The organism is Paenibacillus amylolyticus (assembly GCF_047302515.1).
Lineage (GTDB): Bacteria > Bacillota > Bacilli > Paenibacillales > Paenibacillaceae > Paenibacillus > Paenibacillus amylolyticus_G.
Window position 1 is genome coordinate 3,805,290 of record NZ_CP168019.1, and the last position, 18,736, is coordinate 3,824,025.

Genomic DNA, 18,736 nt, shown 5'->3' on the forward strand with positions numbered 1-18,736 from the left:
CCAAAATTCGAAATTTATTCGAAATTACACTGTTTCATGATACAAAGTGTATTCCTATGCTGCTTGGGCTGATGTACAATGTACAGTATACTGATGTGCTTTAACTCTCATTTTTATTGGTTTAATCATTCTAACCTAACATGGAGACCTGACAATGGAATCGCATATTAATACATATATAACACTCGTAGCTACTTCAGCCGTGCTGAATGTCTTTTTGTGTTTATATACCTATTTCAGAAGATCCGAGATCCCCAGTTCCAAAATATTCATTCTCTACACAGCAGCACTTTCCATATACACTTTTGGTTATGCAATTGAGCTGGCCAGCAACACGCTGGGACAGATGAAGTTTTGGACCACCGTGGAGTATATAGGCATGCCCTTCTCCGCATCTCTTGGCCTCATGTTGATGATAAAGTACACAGGAAAAACGTTATCCAAAAAGGTAACTGCCTCGTTGTTTGTAATCCCTTCCATTACACTAGGTATGGTTGCAACCAATGACTTTCATCATCTATTTTATAAAAAAGTATGGCTGAGAGAAGATAGTCCCGTTCCTCTGATGGATATCGCAGTGGGTCAATGGTATGTTGTACACGGTGCATTCACCTTCTCCTGTCTGTTATGTGCCTGCCTCATCCTGATTGGACAATGGAGACATACCAAGAAGATGTATCGTCGTCAATTACTTACTCTCATTACTTCACAGATTATTCCTATGGTCGCAGCTTTTCTGTATTTGCTTGGTTTGACCCCCGGCGGGATGGACCCTGTCCCCGTGCTCATGTGTATCACATCTGCCATGTATATCTGGGCGATTCTATCCTCACGTCTCCTGACCATCGTACCCATCGCCAAAGACAGTATTTTCGAGAGTATGCGTGAAGGTGTTATTGTACTGGATAGTTTCAATCGACTGGTCGATTACAACAGATCTCTGCGTGACATGTTGCCAGAGCTTAATACAACCATGATTGGCCAACCCTTGGATGATATCTGGCTTACTCTTGCTGGAAAGACGTTTCCCGTTGAATACGGAAGAGAAGGATTGCAAACCGATCTGTACTGGCAGTTAAACGGAGAGACCGTCTGTTACCAGGTCAGGACATCTTACGTGTATAACAAGGATGCACAGACTGTGGGCAGTCTAATTATGTTAATCGATATAACGGAACAACGCTTCTTGCAAGAACAGCTGAAACAACTGGCTTATTTTGATGGTCTGACCAAAATCTATAATCGCACTCAATTTTTGCATAGAGGACGGGAGATTTTGAGTGAAGCTCAGCTTAATCCGCAACCTGTCTCATTTATTTTATTTGATATTGATTACTTTAAACGCATCAACGATACGTACGGGCATGATGTTGGCGATCAGGCCATCATTCATGTGGTCTCTGTCTGTAATCGATATTTAAGCCCTGAGATGTTGTTTGCCCGTTATGGAGGCGAAGAGTTTGTCATCGCTCTTTCGAATACCTCGCTTCAAGAAGCCGAGAAACTTGCGGAACAACTGAGAGTTGCCTTGTTGAATGACCCTCTGGATGTTAAGGGAGTGCCTATTACGCTCACCTCAAGCTTTGGTATTGCCCAGTACAACGGAGGGTCGGATTCGCTGGAGTCCTTGTTACGCGACGCTGATACTGCCTTGTACGAATCCAAGCGTAATGGTCGAAATGCAGTGCGTGCATATAGTGTGAGTACAACCTAACCAATGTAGATCGTGTCTGATGGTAATGCATGATGTTATGTATGGTAGTGATCCCTCTAGTTTCAGTTCAAATAAACCGAGGACTGCTGGTTCCATCTTGATGATAACAAAAATAGACAGCCAATGAGGCTGTCTATTTTTCATTTGTTTCACCGAAACACCATCTTATATATCATCCGGCTTGTCCTAAATACGTCTGCAAACGCTTAACCAACAACTAACAATACATCTTCGTAGGGTGGATTAACCGTCCGCAACGCACTTTAGATCACCTGATTATTCACCATCAGGTACACCATGATTAGCAAGAATACAGCCAGAAGTGTACTGAACATACGGATCTTGCTTTGCTCAGGACCCACATCACGCTTGTTTTTCACACCTTCTGCAGCGAGTCGCAGCGGTTTACCCATAATTCCTCCAATAGCCGCAATAGCCAAGAGCAGAACAACTACGACAGCCATCCAGACATGAGAATACTCACCTTTGGTCATCAGGTAACCACCAGTAAGAAGTTGGATTACAAGTCCATACTGCGCGACTTTGTTCAAAGAACGAAGCGATGCAAAGGCTCCCTCTTGTGCTGCAGCATTCAAGGTACGGATTTTACCGACCACAAATGGCAGAATCAAATAGAATCCCATCGCCAGTGCTCCAACAATATGGAGCAGATACATAATCATTGTCAAAATTTTCATCCTCCTCAACATTTTCGGTGTGCTATACATCACATCCCATTATACTGGGGAACTTATCCAAAGAAAAGAAAACCTCCGGATTTACCGGAGGTTTTCTTTTAGCTTCTGTTCAAAAAGTTTTCAAACTTACAGGTTTACTACCGAAATGACGTTGCGAACCGAATCAGCCGATTTGTCCAACCCTGCTTTTTCTTCCACAGTCAGGTCAAGTTCGAATATTTTCTCAATGCCGTTACCACCTAGAATGGTTGGTACACCGAGGAACAGATCATTATAGCCATATTCACCTTCAAGATAAGCGATCACTGGAATGATACGTTTCTTGTCCTTCAAAATCGCTTCGGTCATCTGAACGAGTGAAGCCGCTGGTGCATAATAGGCACTGCCGTTACCCAGCAAATTCACAATCTCGCCTCCGCCAACACGTGTGCGTTGAACAATGGACTCAATGCGGTCTGCAGGAATCAGCGTGTCAATCGGAATACCACCTACGCTCGAATAACGAACGAGTGGTACCATGTCGTCTCCGTGGCCGCCAAGAACGAATCCACGAACATCTTCAACAGATACATTCAGCTCTTGCGCAATGAAAGTACAATAACGTGCTGTATCCAGAACACCTGACTGACCGATAACACGGTTTTTAGGAAAACCAAGGGTTTGATAAGCAGCATAAGTCATCGCATCCACTGGGTTGCTTAGAATAATGACGATGGAATCAGGGCAATATTTTTTCACATTTTCACAAACGGACTTCACGATACCCGCATTCGTATTGACCAGATCGTCGCGGCTCATACCCGGTTTACGGGCGATACCAGCGGTAATGATTACAATCTCAGAACCTGCAGTATCTTCGTAGTTGGAAGTACCGACGATATGACTGTCAAATCCTTGAACAGGACTTGCTTCCATCATATCGAGTGCTTTCCCCTTCGTCGGGTTCTCCAGTTGAGGAATATCAACCAGCACAACATCCCCGAGTTCTTTTTGGGCAAGCATTAATGCGGTCGTAGCACCGGTAAAACCGGCGCCGACTACTGTGATTTTTTTGCGCTGAATAGTCAAGATTCACATCTCCCCTTACAGGTTTTTAATGATTTGATCCGCGAATTCAGAACATTTCACTTCAGTAGCGCCGTCCATCAGACGTGCAAAGTCATACGTTACTGTTTTATTGTTAATGGATGTTTCCATACCTTTGTAGATCAGGTTAGCTGCTTCTTGCCATCCCAAGTGCTCAAGCATCATTACTCCGGACAGAATAACGGAACCAGGGTTCACGACATCTTTGTCCGCGTATTTAGGTGCAGTACCGTGAGTTGCTTCGAAGATAGCATGTCCTGTTACGTAGTTGATGTTCGCTCCAGGAGCGATACCAATTCCGCCAACTTGCGCTGCAAGTGCATCGGACAGATAGTCACCGTTCAGGTTCAGGGTTGCGATTACATCAAACTCGCCTGGACGAGTCAATACTTGTTGCAGAGCAATATCGGCAATTGCATCTTTTACGATGATTTTACCAGCATCTTCAGCAGCTTTTTGTGCTGCATTCGCTGCATCTGTACCTTCGTTTTCTTTGATGATGTCGTATTGTGCCCATGTGAATACTTTGTCAGCGAACTCTTCTTCAGCCACTTCATATCCCCAGTTTTTGAAGGCACCTTCTGTGAATTTCATGATATTACCTTTGTGTACCAATGTAACCGTCTTACGGTTATGGTCAATTGCGTACTGAACTGCTGCACGTACCAGACGTTTCGAACCTTCGGAAGAAACTGGTTTGATACCAATACCGGAAGTTTCAGGGAAACGAATTTTGTTAGCACCCATCTCTTGTTGCAAGAACTGGATCACTTTTTTCACTTCTTCAGAACCTTCAGCATACTCGATTCCTGCATAGATATCTTCCGTATTCTCACGGAAAATGACCATGTCTACCAGCTCAGGACGTTTAACCGGAGAAGGTACACCGTCGAAATAACGAACAGGACGCAAGCATGTGTACAGGTCAAGCTCTTGACGCAGGGCTACGTTCAGGGAACGAATACCGCCACCGATTGGTGTAGTCAATGGTCCTTTGATCGCTACGATATACTCACGAATGGCTTCCAGTGTATCATTCGGCAACCACTCACCGTATGTATCGAATGCTTTTTGTCCAGCAAACACTTCATACCATGCGATTTTTTTGTTGCCATCATAAGCTTTTTCAACAGCTGCATCCAATACACGTTTGGAAGCTTTCCAGATATCACGGCCTGTACCGTCACCTTCGATAAATGGAATGATTGGATTACTAGGTACTTGAAGTGTACCGTTATCAATTTGGATTTTTTCGCCTTCAGTTGGGTGAGCAAATTTTTCTAATTTCATAGTTAAAATTCCTCCTAGGTTTCGTATATGCAGTATTCATCATACCACTAGTCTTGTTGAGAGAAGGGTCCTGAGAGCTTAAGCCAGTAACGCCTCTGCTTTCCAACCCTTCACCTCGTCCATATTATTATACTGTTTTTGCGGCTATTAGCGAAGTTCAATAGAAACGTATTTCTGTTCTGTAGGACCAGTGTACTCCGCACGTGGACGAATGATGCGATTGTCCGCAAGCTGTTCCAAAATATGCGCAGTCCATCCAGACACCCGGCTGATGGCAAAGATCGGAGTGAACAATTCCTGTTCGATCTCCAGTTGGGTGTATACAGAAGCAGAATAGAAGTCTACGTTAGGCTTCAGTCCTTTTTGTCCTGTTACCAGTTCCTCGATCTTCACAGACATATCATACAAGCGCGTATCATTGTTCATCTCGCCAAGTTCCTTGGACATCTTCTGTAGATGTTTGGCGCGTGGATCACCATTTTTGTACACCCGATGTCCAAAGCCCATGATCTTTTCACGATTATTCAGTTTTTCCTGAATTGCCGCTTCAAGACGATCAGGCGTACCAATCTCATTCAACATTTTCATAACGGCTTCATTAGCACCGCCATGCAGTGGTCCCTTCAGTGCGCCAATGGCGGAAGTTACACCGGAATAGATATCCGACAGCGTCGCAACCGTTACACGGGCTGCAAATGTCGAAGCGTTTAACTCGTGATCCGCATGCAGGACAAGGGCTTGATCCAATGCTTTCACTGCGGTCTCGGATGGTTCTTCACCAGTCATCATATATAAAAAGTTCTCTGCGATGGAAGCGCCTTCTTTTGGAGCCACAGGTTCTTTGCCCTGACGGATACGGGCGATGGCTGCCACAATCGTTGGCAACTGTGCTTGCAACTTAACCGCTTTGTTCTCATTTGCTTCCGTTGTCATCTCATCCGCTTGCTCGTCGTACAGTGCAAGTGCAGAGACAGCAGAACGAAGTGCTGCCATGGTACTGACGTTTTTCGGATACAATTGGATTTGTGCAATCAACTCGCTCGGAATCGGCGCGTAATCGCTCAGGCTTTTACGAAGGGATTTCAGTTCATCCGTTGTTGGCAATTTACCAAACCACAACAAATAGGCAACTTCTTCAAAGCTGGCATGTTCAGCCAAATCGTCGATATCGTAACCACGGTATGTGAGCACACCGTCTACAATAGAACTGATCGAAGAGGTTGTCGCAACGATGCCTTCCAGACCTTTGGTAGCTGTCATATTACATCTCTCCTTTAATAAGCGAAATCAGGAACCATTCCAGAGTGTCATATAAGTGCCAAAATGCACCTATTCTCTTTTTGTAAACATTTTCATTTTAAAATTAACAAATATTTCAAACTACGGTTTTCCTATCTGTCAATCGGTATTTACTTATAACATCATACTGGATTTTGTCGTTTATGTGAACATGATGAGAGTTCATTCGCACATCAAACTTCTTTATCGGTCCGATAAAGCATTTTTGAAAGCCTTTACAAAAACAAGGTTGACATTTAATGTTTTTTAACCAATCCTGTCGTATGAGAACTTTCTATTGCTATATTCTGTAATACTAAGGCATACTCTAGGCAAAAGAAAGAATCCCCATACATCTTGTTCAAAAATCCGCTTTTGAACAAGATCTGGTAACATCCCGGCGTTTCAAAACCTTGTAAATGCTCTATATTAATTAAGATAGCCATCTATTTCTAATACTGCTTCCTGGATCATACATAGGTCGGCTTAATTGAACTAAGGAGAGTTGATGCTTGGATAGAATAATAATGAAACGCCTGTTCCGTGGCTTATGGGTTATCATTGCGGCCGTTCTGATCGCCGTTGCCATATACTTGCTGTTCCCGCTTTTGTACCCTTTTGCGATTGCCTGGATTATCGCCTATGCCATGAATCCATTAGTGAAACTGCTTCAGCATCGAGCACGATTCCCGCGCTGGCTGGCTGTGACTCTTTCATTGATCCTTTATTTTGGAGCCATTGCGGTGGTGCTGTCTGCGGCGATTACCCGTATGGTAAAAGAAGTCATTTCACTTACGACAAGCTTTGATCTTCATGTTGATGAGATCAAGGACACGTTTGTGCGCTGGACCCAGAATGACACCATTCAGAGTTTGACTGCGCAGATCAATGAATTCTACAAGGAAAATCCCAACTACCAGGAAACCATCAACAGCAATATTAGTAAAACAACTGAAACGGTGGGTACAGCCGTCACAGATCTGGTCACCGGATTTTTCAACATGATTCTGAGTCTGCTGACTTCCCTGCCTAACATGGGCGCGGTATTAATCGTTGTTCTGTTGTCTACATTCTTCATTAGCAAAAGCTGGACCAGGCACAACATCACCGTATCGGGATGGGTACCCTCTTCCATTCGCAAGCCGATATCCGACATCTGGACTGACCTTAAGAAGGCACTGTTCGGATACGCAAGAGCACAATTGATCATGATCTCGATTACAGCACTATTCGTCATGATTGGACTGCTTATATTGCAAGTCAATTCAGCCTTCACCATCGCTCTGATGATTGGTTTGGTCGATCTGCTTCCTTATCTGGGTGTTGGTCTGGTCATGGTGCCTTGGGCAGCATACCTCTTTATGAATGGGGATCTGTATCTGGGTATTGGCATTAGTATTATCTATCTGATCTTACTGATCGCCCGTCAGATTATTGAACCGAAGGTACTTGCAAGCAGTGTAGGGCTCGACCCACTCGCCACGCTGGTTGGCATGTTTGTGGGTTTGAAGTTGTTCGGTGTTCTGGGCTTGATTATTGGCCCTGTCAGTCTCGTGATTCTCGATGCGTTCAATCGGGCTAACGTATTACGCGACCTCAGAACGTATATCATCAACGGACGTGTCCGATGAGGCATCATCTTATGAGCACGCAGGAAAAATAGAAAAAGGCTTCGTTCAACAGAAGTCATCTGCTGAGCGGAGCCTTTTCCATTTTGCATAACAACTAGTGTTTCATTTCGGACGACGATAAAACGTAATTTTTCCACTTTTCATTTTTTTCTCCAGCCACCCCAGGAAGAACAGACGGTACACCGGACGTGTTAATGGAAATACCAGTGTAAACCCGATCAGATCCGTCACAAAACCTGGAATCAAAAGCAAGAAACCACCGACAAAAATAAAAAGACCATCGACCATTTTTCTTCCAGGTACCTTGCCACGCTCCATCTCGGATTTGGCGTCCACAAGTACTTTTCGCCCTTCAAACTGCAACATTGCTATACCAATCAAGGACGTGAGAATCATGAGAAGCAATGTCTTTCCGGCTCCGATCCAGTCACTCATCAGAATAAAACCAAATAATTCAATCACCGGAATGATTAAGAGTAAAGCCCACATCCATTTTCGCATTGACGTATTACCCCTTTCCCGAAAGCCACACCTTTTCAAGCGCGCTGTATAGCTCAGAGGCTGCCTTATCCAGCCGAACTGGCTTCCAGTCCCCATTCACCCATACATGCTGGGTAGAACCTGTAACTAGCCGTTCACCAGGGAGTGCTTCATCAGTTGACCATACCCGTTCTCCAATCGCCATATGCTCATCAGGTTCTTCAGACATGCGTCTTACGTCATACTCATAATTCAGTCGCAGACCACTAAATGCAGCAATACGGGTGAAAATGATAATCTCATCATCATATCGGGCAGGCTTGTGATACTTCACATCCAGTCCGGTTACGGGAAGCAGTAACCCCTGTTCCTCCATTTTACGATATGTATACCCCATTTGGCGAATCATCTCAGTTCGACCGATTTCAAACCAATTCAAATAGTTCGCGTGGTAGACCACGCCCATCTGGTCACTTTCTTGATAGCGTACACGAAGACGTGCCGCATACCAGTTACCATTGCTCTGTTCTCGCACGTTATCGGCCTCCTTCGCTCTATCATTCATACGTGTTACCTCGTTGTAAAGTGTCAATAAGATGGAAAAAAAGCAACGGGACAATAAAGCCCCATTGCTTCTTTCCTGTTGCTTCTCCATCCAAGACGCTATTAAGCGTTGTTTGGAATTTGGCTTACTTTAATCAGGTTGGTAGAACCGGAACGACCCAAAGGTACACCTGCTGTGATCACAACCAGGTCTCCTTCTTTAACAAGTCCGGATTTTACGCCCCCTTCAATTGCATTTTCGAACAAAGCATCCGTGGAATCAACCAGTCTTCCTTTGACAGGAGTTACACCCCAAGCCAGAGCCAAACGACGGGAAGTTCTGTCTTCCGTTGTCACAGCGATGATTGGAGATTCTGGACGATACTTGGAAATCATGCGTGCAGTATGTCCTGATTCAGTCGAAGTAATGATCGCTTTTGCGTTCAAATCTTGAGCTTGAAGAGCAACCGATTGGCTGATTGCTTCTGTAACTGTTGTTTGTTGAGCAACACGTTGTTTCAGGTACAACTCTTGGTAAGGCAGAGCAGATTCTGCTTTTTCAGCAATACGGGACATGGTCAGAACAGATTCAACTGGGTATTTACCCGCAGCTGTCTCACCGGACAACATGATTGCATCCGTACCGTCGAAGATCGCATTCGCCACGTCACTTGCTTCCGCACGTGTTGGACGCGGGTTACGCTGCATGGAATCCAGCATTTGTGTAGCTGTGATAACCGGTTTACCTGCAACGTTACATTTTTGGATCATGCGTTTTTGTACCAATGGTACTTCTTCCGCAGGAATCTCAACACCCAGGTCTCCACGAGCAACCATCAGGCCGTCAGACACTTCAAGGATTTCGTCGAGGTTATCGACACCTTGTTGGTTTTCGATTTTGGAGATGATTTGGATATGTCCAGCATTGTGTTTTTCAAGCAATTCACGAATCTCAAGTACATCACTTGCTTTACGTACAAAAGAAGCCGCGATGAAATCGACACCTTGTTCGATACCAAATACGATATCGTTAGCGTCTTTTTCGGTGATACCCGGCAGAGAAATGGCAACGCCCGGAACGTTAACACCTTTTTTGCTTTTGATCGACCCGCCGTTAACGATACGGCATTTGATCTCGGTGCCTTGCACTTCCACCACAGTCAGTCCGATCAGACCGTCGTCGATCAGAATTGTAGATCCCGGTTCAACATCATTCGGAAGATCTGTATACGTAATGGAAAGACGTTCTTTGGTTCCCAGAATTTCTTCTGTTGTCAAAGTGATGTACTCGTCTTGAACCAATTCGATCGGTTCAACTTCGAGTTTACCTGTCCGAATTTCCGGTCCTTTGGTGTCCAGCAGGATCGCTACTGTTTTGTTCAACTCTTCGCATGCTTGGCGAATCGCAATGATCCGTCCGCCGTGCTCATCGAAATCACCGTGGGAGAAGTTCAGACGGGCCACATTCATACCGGCCATAATCAATTTTTTGGTGTTCTCCAGAGATTCACTGGATGGACCAATGGTACATACAATTTTCGTTTTACGCATTTTGGGTTTCCTCCGATTTTAAAGGTATTACTCTTTATCTATTTTTCTTTTTCCAACTATTAAATTTACTATACTTTTGTTCATTTGTATAGGAAATTCGTCACATTATTCAGCATTTCCCGACAAATTACTCGCAACATCGACTTTTACAAGCTCTTGAGGGGCTTCATTGGATGCTTGAGGTTCAAACGTGACCGATCCAATTTTACGGAATTTCTCATAACGATCCTGTTTCAGCTGATCCCCGCTCCAACCCTTCATATCGTCGAGATGACGGACCAAAGCTTCACTGATGAAAGCAGCAGACGCTTCATAATCCCGATGAGCACCGCCGCGTGGCTCAGGGACAATCTCTTCAATGACTTCCATCTCCAACAGGTCTTTGGCTGTTATTTTCATTGCTTCAGCCGCCTGATCTGCCTTGGATGCATCCTTCCAGAGAATCGAAGCAGCGCCGTTCGGAGAGATTGCAGAATAGATCGCATGTTCCAGCATCAACACACGATTACCCACAGCCATAGCGAGGGCACCGCCGCTTCCACCTTCGCCGATGACCACAACAATAACAGGAACCGATAGCTTCGCCATTTCCATCAGGTTGCGAGCAATCGCTTCCGATTGACCTCTCTCTTCTGCAGTATTACCCGGATACGCCCCTTTAGTATCAATAAACGTAATAATAGGACGGCCAAATTTGTTCGCTTGTTTCATCAGACGCAGTCCTTTTCGGAAACCTTCTGGATGAGCGCTGCCGAAAAAGCGGGCGATATTATCCTTCGTGTCTTTCCCCCGCTGTTGTCCGATTACCGTTACTGTCTTTCCATTCAACTTGGCAAGTCCGCCAACAACCGCAAGATCGTCTCCGAACATGCGATCACCGTGCAGCTCAATGAAGTCCGTAAATATCAGCTGGATCAGGTCCAGCGCCGTTGGGCGCTGCTGATGACGGGCCAGATGCATCTTCTGAGCTGCTGTTATGCCAGTGTAGATCTCTTCTTCAAGTCTATGGTAACGTTCTTCCAGGCGGGCAATCTCGTCCGTGAAGTCGATCCCTTTTTCCTGTCCAAACTGTACGAGTTCATCAATCTTTTTGCGCATCTCAACCAGAGGCGCTTCATATGGCAACTCACCCGCCATTTAGACCCCTCCTTTTTCACTATGCATATCCAGAAGCTTGCCAAGAGTGGCCCGAAGCTCTTTCCGGTGCACAACCATGTCCAACTGACCATGTTGCATATTAAATTCAGCCGTCTGGAAATCATCAGGTAACTTCTGACGGATCGTCTGTTCGATAACGATTCTGCCGGCAAAACCAAATACAGCGCCAGGTTCGGCAATGTTAATATCGCCCAAGCTCGCAAAACTTGCCGAGACTCCACCTGTCGTTGGGTCCGTAATGACCGAAATGTACAGCCCGCCCTGTTCATCCAAACGGGATAAAGCTGCGCTTGTTTTAGCCATTTGCATGAGGCTAAGAATACTCTCTTGCATCCGGGCACCACCTGATGTTGAGAAAATAATCAATGGTAACCGTTTCTCTGTGGCATGCTCAATGGCACGGGTAATTTTCTCCCCTACAACAGAACCCATGCTGCCTGTGAAGAAATCAAAGCTCATTACAGCAACAACTACAGGCAGGCCATCAATGGTTCCTTCCCCTGTAATTACCGCTTCCTTCAGGCCCGATTTCAGACGCTGTTGTTCCAATTTGTTGCTATATCCAGGAAAGCCAAGTGGATCAACCGATATCATATCAGCATCAAACTCAACAAATCCTTGATCATCAAGTACCATAGCAATGCGCTCCATAGCGTTAAGACGCATATGGTAACCGCAGGCAGGACATACTTTCAGATTTTTCTCCAATTCCTTGCTATATTGAATGGTGCCGCATTTGCTGCACTTGTTCATAAGCCCTTCAGGTATTTCACGTTTTGGGCGTTCTAGGACTTCCTGGCCTTCGCCGGGAAGTGCACGCTCGGAAGGTATGGTAGCGTACTTCCGTTTCTTCTGGAATATATCTTTGAACACAACTACACCTCTCCAGCCGTTGATTTGATGGCCGCAACATGCAGAGCGCTGCTTGTGGCAGCTTCATCCGCGTGTTACGGTAAACCGCTTACGACCCACACGCTGCCATGGGCCTTGTCCAGCATTCACAACAAAAAAATCCGCCGGTACAGGGCAAGGATCACCGGCTTCTGTCAGCACGATTGATGTTACCTGCAAAAACCGAAAGATTGTTGCGCCGATGTTTGAATCTATCTTGGTAGGGTCTCCGGGAGCAACCAGGTCGGTCCTTGTCCTAACAAAAAAAGAAGGAAGGACAGCAGCATACAATACATGCAAGTCGATTCCTCTCTCCGCTTACGCGATTAGTCCCTTATGTACCGATGGTACTTCTTCATCTGCCAAGGCACGTTGATGTCGAACAAATCAGGAATGCAGAATGGAATTCAACACTTCCTGGACCTCTTCCAATTCCCCAGAAGGGACGCGAATCTCAAATTGCTGCTTGGATAAACTGATGGGACGGGTCTGTACCAGAAAACCTTCTTCCGAAAGCTTGGTCTTGATCTTGTCCGCAACCTTTGCTGTCGGTGCAATGTAAATCACCGTCCACATGCCTTGTCCGCCCCCTAAGCTAATGTTCAGAGCCCGTATATTGGACTAATGATAACATACCTCACTTTTTTTCTGCAAGAAAGGGTTCGGGACCTTTGGGGAGAATTTGGGATCATGAGGGACATTAGTCCCCCACGAATAACTCATATGGTTGACGAAATCTTCTTGTTCATACCTCTTCCATAAGTAGCCGCAAGCTTATCAGGGCAGCGTCAGCCGCCCTTGAAGACCTTCATATGAGCCATTAGATTGACCATAACAGACAAGCATGGAAATACAGGGGGTTAAAGGTCTGAGGGGTATTTTTTGGCTTTAATATTTTTGTGTGCAATCCGGGCAGAAGCCGCAGCGGCCACCCCTGCGACCAGATCATCCAAAAAGACATGAATGGCTGTTGTGTGTTCGTTCAAATCATGAATTACACCTATTTTTTCTTTATCCAGGTAACCAAAGCTGGTTAAACCAATCATACCATACACATGAGTAATGCCGAGGGCCAGAGTCTCGTCCACTCCATACAGGGATTCATCCGCTTCCATAATAGCCTGTAACGGTTGAGGCAAGAGTTTTTTCTCCGCAAGTTCGTCGAGAGCAATACCCGTATAGAGCGTATATTGCACCTCTCGTTTCTGCAGAACGGATTTCACGCTGGTTACACAGTCGTCCAAGGTCAGTTCGGGGTGGTACCCTTTTTGCAGACGGTATACAATTGCTGCGATTGCATCAATCCGTACACCCCGCCGGGCCAGCATGGCTTCTACGATTTCATATGACATATCTCGACCTCCCGCATCAATCCCCCGAGGACCGCGAGGTCCTTCGGTGTTCTCAAGTGTATGCAGCAACCTGTTAAAATGTTCATAAAATGTGCGGATGGTTGAAATCAGGAACCACGCTAAAATATTCACAAAAAAACCTGTTCAGCATTGAGCCAAACAGGTTTCATACTATGGATAAGTGCTATCACTTTCGGGACAGCCTCTTATTTAATTTTGACCGTGCCTTCACCCAGCATTTTCTCCATCTCGGAGAACAAGGTTGGCGATGGCTTAATCCGGTAGGCATCACTCAGCGCAAGCAACTTCTGCTGTTGCTCATAGAAGAGCACTGTCGCCACAGGTCCGGGATGCTCCTGAAGCAGCTGCTTCAGACGTGCCAGAAGCTCAGGCTTCTCCGCATGCGGGGCAATCTTCACGAACACCCGCTGCTCCACAGCCCGCGGTTCGCGGCTCTGCTCCGGGCTGCCTGCCGCCTCAGCGGCACCGCCAGGCCGGGAAGCCGCCGCCGTGGCTGCGCCCGTACCCGCCGCATCGCTGCTACGCACAGCGGAAGCATCCCCGCCTGCGCTGCTGCGCTGCGCTTCGGCTCCTGCGCCCGCTGGTCGCCGCGGCGAAGCCGCCTGCGCCGGGCGCGAAGAGCTGCCGCTGCCGGGCTTGACGCGCCGGTCACGGCTGCGCAGCTGCTGCTCCAGTGCCGCCGGTGACAACGGCACCACTTCCTCAGCCAGCAGCTTAAACCCTTCGTCCTGCTGCTGCACTTTGGCACGCACGACGAGCAGTTCACCTTTCCCGACATGTTGCTGGCTACGCCGCCATACCTCGGGAAAGAGAACCACTTCACAGCGTTCAATCTGGTCTTCCAGCTCCATGAACGCCATAGCCTTGCCCTGTTTCGTCGTAATCGACTTCACAGACACAACCATACCCGCAGCGACGGTCATCGTGTCGTCTGCCGCTTCGGTCAGCTCCATGATCCGGTCAGCCCCACTCGATTCCAGCACATCTTCATAGTCATCCAGCGGATGCCCGGAGAGATACAAGCCTAACAACTCTCGCTCTAGCTCCAGTTGCTGCCCTGAGGAATAAGGAGGAATTTCCGGATATTCAATCTCCCAGTTTGGCGTCTCAACAAAGTCGAATAATTGAATCTGCAGATCCTCGCGTTCCTTGCGCCATTTCAACGCCGCTTCAACAGTCTCATCCAGCATCGCCAGCAATTGGGCCCGGTGCCCAGGTAATGTGTCAAAAGCTCCGGCCTGGATCAGCGATTCAATCACACGTTTGTTGCATACACGCAGATCCACACGACGACAAAAATCGAGCAAACTGTCGAACGGCCTCTCCTGCCTTACGATCATAATGCTTTCCATTGCCTGGGTACCGACATTTTTCACAGCGGCCAGACCAAATCGTATTGCACCCGTTAATTTTTCCTCATCCGGACTATCATTAGACACTGCAACGTTCTTTTCCGCAGAGGACAGTTCCCCATGCTCCTCGCGCGAGGAAGACGCTTCTTGTCCGTCGTCATTACCATTTTCCAATGAAGAAGCCGACACCAATCCCGGTTCCTTCCGGTTGTCGGATGCCTCAGGCATGGTTGTCGCTGCCTGCCACTCATATCCACCACCGTCCTCTTCCGGTCCAGGACCGGGATCATCCGGCAGAGGTGCTTCACCATATTCGGCTTGTCCCGAATGCCCATCATGCTCATGAACGCGATCTTCCCTGAAGGAACTCCCGTTACCATTCGCGGCATGTTCTTCGGCAGGGCTTCCGGCGTCACTCTCTGCATCTGCTCCCGCAGTCTGCTGCGATGCGCTACTCTGATCCCCGGCTCCTGCGCTGCCGGACGGCACAATTACAGGTGTAAACAGAATACCGCTCTCATTCACATCCGGTGGAAGCACCTCCATGTCCATGCGCCGACATTCCACCACGTACTCTGCCACTTTCCGATGACTGCCCATTACAGCTGTTAACATGGATGCCATAAAATGAACCGGATAATGCGCCTTCAGATACGCCGTCTGGAACGCAAGCACACCATATGCCGCGGCATGAGCACGCGGGAAGCCATAGTTGGCAAACTTGACGATCATATCATAGACCAGGTCTGCCTCTTCTTCGCTATACCCTTGTTTCAGGCTGCCTTGTACAAAGTGTCCACGCTCCAGATCCAGCACTTCCCGTTTCTTCTTGGAGACCGCTCTGCGGAGCAAATCTGCCTCACCCAGCGAGAAACCCGCCATCCGGGAGGCTATCTGCATGATCTGTTCCTGATACACGATGATCCCGTACGTATCTTTCAGGATAGGCTCCAGATCCACATGGGGGTAATCCACTTCAATCTGTCCATGCTTGCCCTGAATGTATTTGGATATGAACTCCATCGGACCCGGACGGTACAAGGCAAGTACAGAGATTACATCTTCAAAACTACTTGGCTTCATCTCTTTCAGCACACGGCGTACCCCGGCAGATTCCAGTTGGAATATGCCCATCGTGTCCCCTCGCCCAAGCATCTCGTACGTTAACGGATCATCATCGGGGATAAGGCGGAAATCCGGAATTTCTCCATGTTCCCCAATCCAGCGTACACACCGTTCAATGATTGAGAGGGTACGCAAACCAAGAAAGTCCATCTTAAGCAGCCCAATAGACTCCAGGTTTTCCATGGAATACTGGGTTAACGCTGTCCCTTCACTGCCCTCCTGAAGTGGCACCGCATCAGTCAGCGGGTCACGGGAGATAACCACTCCCGCAGCATGCGTCGAAGCATGACGTGGCATGCCCTCGACCTTCATCGCCATATCCAACAGCTCACGTGTCTTAGGCTTGGTTTCATACAGCGCCTTCAGCTCAGGTGTAGCTTCCATGGCCCGCTCGATGTTAATACCAAGTTGTGCCGGAATCAGCTTTGCAGCCTTGTCCACTTCGCCATAAGGCACATTCAGGGCCCGCCCAACATCACGTACAGCTGCACGGGCAGCCATCGTTCCAAACGTAATGATCTGGGCGACATGGGCTTTGCCATATTTATGCGCGACATAATCAATGACCTCATCCCGCCGCTCATCGCTGAAGTCAATATCTATATCCGGCATGGAGATCCGCTCGGGATTCAGGAATCGTTCGAAGAGAAGATTATATTTCATCGGGTCAACATCGGTAATATGCAAAGTGTACGCTACCAGACTACCTGCCGAGGAGCCCCGGCCCGGTCCAGTAACAATGCCTTGTTTATGCGCATAGGCGATAAAATCCCAAACAATCAGGAAATAATCCGAGAATCCCATGCTGTCGATTATACCCAGCTCATACGCCAATCGTTGTTCGAGTTCGGATCGAAGCTCCGCATCTGTCCAACGTGTGGACTGCGCATAACGCTCCTCCATTCCTTCTTCACATAGCTGACGCAGATACACCGAAGGGCTGAGTCCATCAGGAAGCGGTCTGTATTCCGGCAAAATCGATTTGCCGAATTCCAGCTTCAACTCACAGGAATCCGCAATGCGGACGGTGTTTGCCAGAGCTTCCGGTACATGAGGAAACAAACGAGCCATCTCTTCTTCACTTTTCAGATAGAGCTGATTGGTTCCAATTCGGAGCCGATTCTCATCATCCACGGTCTTGCCTGTTCCGATACAGATCAATACATCCTGAAGCTCCGCGTCCTCTTCGGACAGATAATGTGCATCATTGGTGGCTACAAGCGGAATCTCCAGCTCGGCAGCCAGTTTGATTAACTGCGGATTTACCCTTTTTTGCTCCGACAGCCCGTGATCCTGAAGCTCCAGATAGAAGTCGTCACCAAAGATATTTTTGTAGCGTAACGCCGCACGTCTCGCCTCTTCTTCTCGTCCATGCAGTAAATGTTGTGGTACTTCACCACCAAGACACGCACTTAGACAGATAATGCCCTCGTGATGGGCAGCCAGACTTTCCATATCTACACGGGGTTTGTAATGAAAGCCTTCGAGATGTCCAATCGAGCACAATTTCATCAGATTACGGTAACCCGTCATATTTTTGGCTAACAAAATCAAATGATGAATCGGTTGATCCTTGCGGCTCCCCCGCTCTTTGCGGGACCCTGCTGTCATGTATGCCTCGCACCCTATAATCGGCTTGATGCCTCGTTCAACGCAGGCTTTATAGAAAGGAATTGCACCATACATCACGCCATGGTCGGTCAGCGCCAGTGTTGTCATTCCGAGATCTGCGGCTTTGTCCACGAGATCCGGAATACGCGCAGCGCCGTCCAGCAAACTGTATTCGCTGTGAACGTGCAAATGCACAAAAGAACTCATGTTTTTTTCTTCCTTTCCCCACTAAAGACATTCCATTAAAAATCTATAAATAAAAGACGTATGCTAAACTTTGCAGAAACTGTGACTGGAAACAAAAAAAAGAGAGGTAACAGATATATCATAATATCTGTACATCTCTTTTTACAAGTCTGTGTAACCTTCTTATCCCTCTTCATGACGAATCCAGGTAATGATTTGCTCTGCCGGTTTTCTGCTTACAGGTCGTGAAACAGCATCATCTCGAAGGTACCCAAGATGAAGTGTTCCCACCAACCGTTCACCGGAATTCAGACCTATTCTCGCGGCAAACGTATCCTCCCGGTTGTATTCGTTTGTTTTCCATACCAGTCCGATGCGTTCTTCCCAGGCGAGCAATTGCAAATTCTGAATCAGCCCAGCTGTTGCGAGCAAAGCCTCTTCATTTTTCCAACGATCCGTACCCTGTCGAACCACAACGCACACATGCACTGGCGTGTCTTCACAATAGTCCTTCGCTGCACTCTGCCCAAACTGTTCGAGTTCTTGTGGTGTATATGTCGATAGCACAGCATTGCTGAACATTTTACGACCCTCGTTCATAAAAACGATAAAGCGCCATGGTTCTTGTTTGGAATGATACGGAGCCCACACCGCAGCCTCAAGCAATTCAAGCAGCTTATCCTCAGATACGGGTCTGTTGCTGAATGACCGTACTGTTCTTCGCTCACGAATAACGCGCTCCACCGAATTAGATTGTGTATTCTTCATC

At 47.2% G+C, this 18,736-nt stretch carries 16 protein-coding genes; 2 read left to right on the forward strand and 14 right to left on the reverse strand.

The genetic code is table 11. From position 1 onward, the window contains the following. Positions 1 to 154: 154 nt before the first annotated feature. Positions 155 to 1,714 (forward strand): histidine kinase N-terminal 7TM domain-containing protein, encoded by a 1,560-nt coding sequence (locus tag ACDJ59_RS16300; protein WP_413404189.1) that lies wholly within the window; start codon positions 155 to 157, stop codon positions 1,712 to 1,714. Between the two features lie 263 nt (positions 1,715 to 1,977). Here the strand turns inward: ACDJ59_RS16300 and ACDJ59_RS16305 are convergent, their stop codons facing one another. The 4 genes from ACDJ59_RS16305 to citZ form a co-directional block, all read right to left on the reverse strand. Beyond that, positions 1,978 to 2,403: a hypothetical protein gene (locus ACDJ59_RS16305; protein WP_017689485.1), complete on the reverse strand. Its 426-nt coding sequence runs from the start codon at positions 2,401 to 2,403 to the stop codon at positions 1,978 to 1,980. 135 nt (positions 2,404 to 2,538) lie between these two features. After that, positions 2,539 to 3,480: a malate dehydrogenase gene (gene mdh / locus ACDJ59_RS16310; protein WP_413404191.1), complete on the reverse strand. Its 942-nt coding sequence runs from the start codon at positions 3,478 to 3,480 to the stop codon at positions 2,539 to 2,541. Between the two features lie 15 nt (positions 3,481 to 3,495). After that, positions 3,496 to 4,788 carry an NADP-dependent isocitrate dehydrogenase gene (gene icd / locus ACDJ59_RS16315; RefSeq protein WP_017689487.1) on the reverse strand — a complete coding sequence of 431 codons (1,293 nt, stop codon included), beginning with the start codon at positions 4,786 to 4,788 and terminating at the stop codon, positions 3,496 to 3,498. Between the two features lie 147 nt (positions 4,789 to 4,935). Beyond that, positions 4,936 to 6,048 carry a citrate synthase gene (gene citZ / locus ACDJ59_RS16320; protein WP_017689488.1) on the reverse strand — a complete coding sequence of 371 codons (1,113 nt, stop codon included), beginning with the start codon at positions 6,046 to 6,048 and terminating at the stop codon, positions 4,936 to 4,938. Between the two features lie 530 nt (positions 6,049 to 6,578). Between citZ and ytvI the strand changes: the two genes are divergently transcribed. Next, positions 6,579 to 7,697 carry a sporulation integral membrane protein YtvI gene (gene ytvI / locus ACDJ59_RS16325; protein ID WP_413404194.1) on the forward strand — a complete coding sequence of 373 codons (1,119 nt, stop codon included), beginning with the start codon at positions 6,579 to 6,581 and terminating at the stop codon, positions 7,695 to 7,697. Positions 7,698 to 7,799: 102 nt separating this feature from the next. Here the strand turns inward: ytvI and ACDJ59_RS16330 are convergent, their stop codons facing one another. The 10 genes from ACDJ59_RS16330 to ACDJ59_RS16375 form a co-directional block, all read right to left on the reverse strand. Beyond that, positions 7,800 to 8,198 carry an FxsA family protein gene (locus tag ACDJ59_RS16330; RefSeq protein WP_036609835.1) on the reverse strand — a complete coding sequence of 133 codons (399 nt, stop codon included), beginning with the start codon at positions 8,196 to 8,198 and terminating at the stop codon, positions 7,800 to 7,802. A gap of 7 nt (positions 8,199 to 8,205) precedes the next feature. Next, positions 8,206 to 8,712 (reverse strand): acyl-CoA thioesterase, encoded by a 507-nt coding sequence (locus ACDJ59_RS16335; RefSeq protein WP_413404197.1) that lies wholly within the window; start codon positions 8,710 to 8,712, stop codon positions 8,206 to 8,208. Positions 8,713 to 8,843: 131 nt separating this feature from the next. Continuing rightward, complete coding sequence (gene pyk, locus ACDJ59_RS16340; protein WP_017689492.1) at positions 8,844 to 10,271, reverse strand: pyruvate kinase; 1,428 nt, start codon at positions 10,269 to 10,271, stop codon at positions 8,844 to 8,846. A 105-nt stretch (positions 10,272 to 10,376) separates the two neighbouring features. Beyond that, a complete protein-coding gene (locus tag ACDJ59_RS16345) occupies positions 10,377 to 11,408 on the reverse strand; it encodes an acetyl-CoA carboxylase carboxyltransferase subunit alpha (RefSeq protein ID WP_036669951.1) in 1,032 nt (343 codons plus the stop codon). Continuing rightward, complete coding sequence (accD, locus tag ACDJ59_RS16350) at positions 11,409 to 12,302, reverse strand: acetyl-CoA carboxylase, carboxyltransferase subunit beta (protein WP_036609844.1); 894 nt, start codon at positions 12,300 to 12,302, stop codon at positions 11,409 to 11,411. It abuts the gene before it with no gap. Positions 12,303 to 12,365: 63 nt separating this feature from the next. Next, positions 12,366 to 12,500 (reverse strand): hypothetical protein, encoded by a 135-nt coding sequence (locus tag ACDJ59_RS16355; protein WP_255319678.1) that lies wholly within the window; start codon positions 12,498 to 12,500, stop codon positions 12,366 to 12,368. 207 nt (positions 12,501 to 12,707) lie between these two features. Further along, positions 12,708 to 12,896: a hypothetical protein gene (locus ACDJ59_RS16360; protein WP_017689496.1), complete on the reverse strand. Its 189-nt coding sequence runs from the start codon at positions 12,894 to 12,896 to the stop codon at positions 12,708 to 12,710. A gap of 284 nt (positions 12,897 to 13,180) precedes the next feature. Further along, positions 13,181 to 13,672, reverse strand: a complete 492-nt coding sequence (locus ACDJ59_RS16365; protein WP_036609851.1) for a phosphatidylglycerophosphatase A — start codon at positions 13,670 to 13,672, stop codon at positions 13,181 to 13,183. A gap of 206 nt (positions 13,673 to 13,878) precedes the next feature. Continuing rightward, positions 13,879 to 17,988 carry a DNA polymerase III subunit alpha gene (locus ACDJ59_RS16370; protein ID WP_413404200.1) on the reverse strand — a complete coding sequence of 1,370 codons (4,110 nt, stop codon included), beginning with the start codon at positions 17,986 to 17,988 and terminating at the stop codon, positions 13,879 to 13,881. A gap of 162 nt (positions 17,989 to 18,150) precedes the next feature. Continuing rightward, the gene (locus ACDJ59_RS16375; protein WP_413404202.1) at positions 18,151 to 18,735 is read right to left on the reverse strand and encodes a nitroreductase; all 585 of its coding nucleotides are present in this window, start codon (positions 18,733 to 18,735) and stop codon (positions 18,151 to 18,153) included. Between the last annotated feature and the right edge of the window lies 1 nt (position 18,736).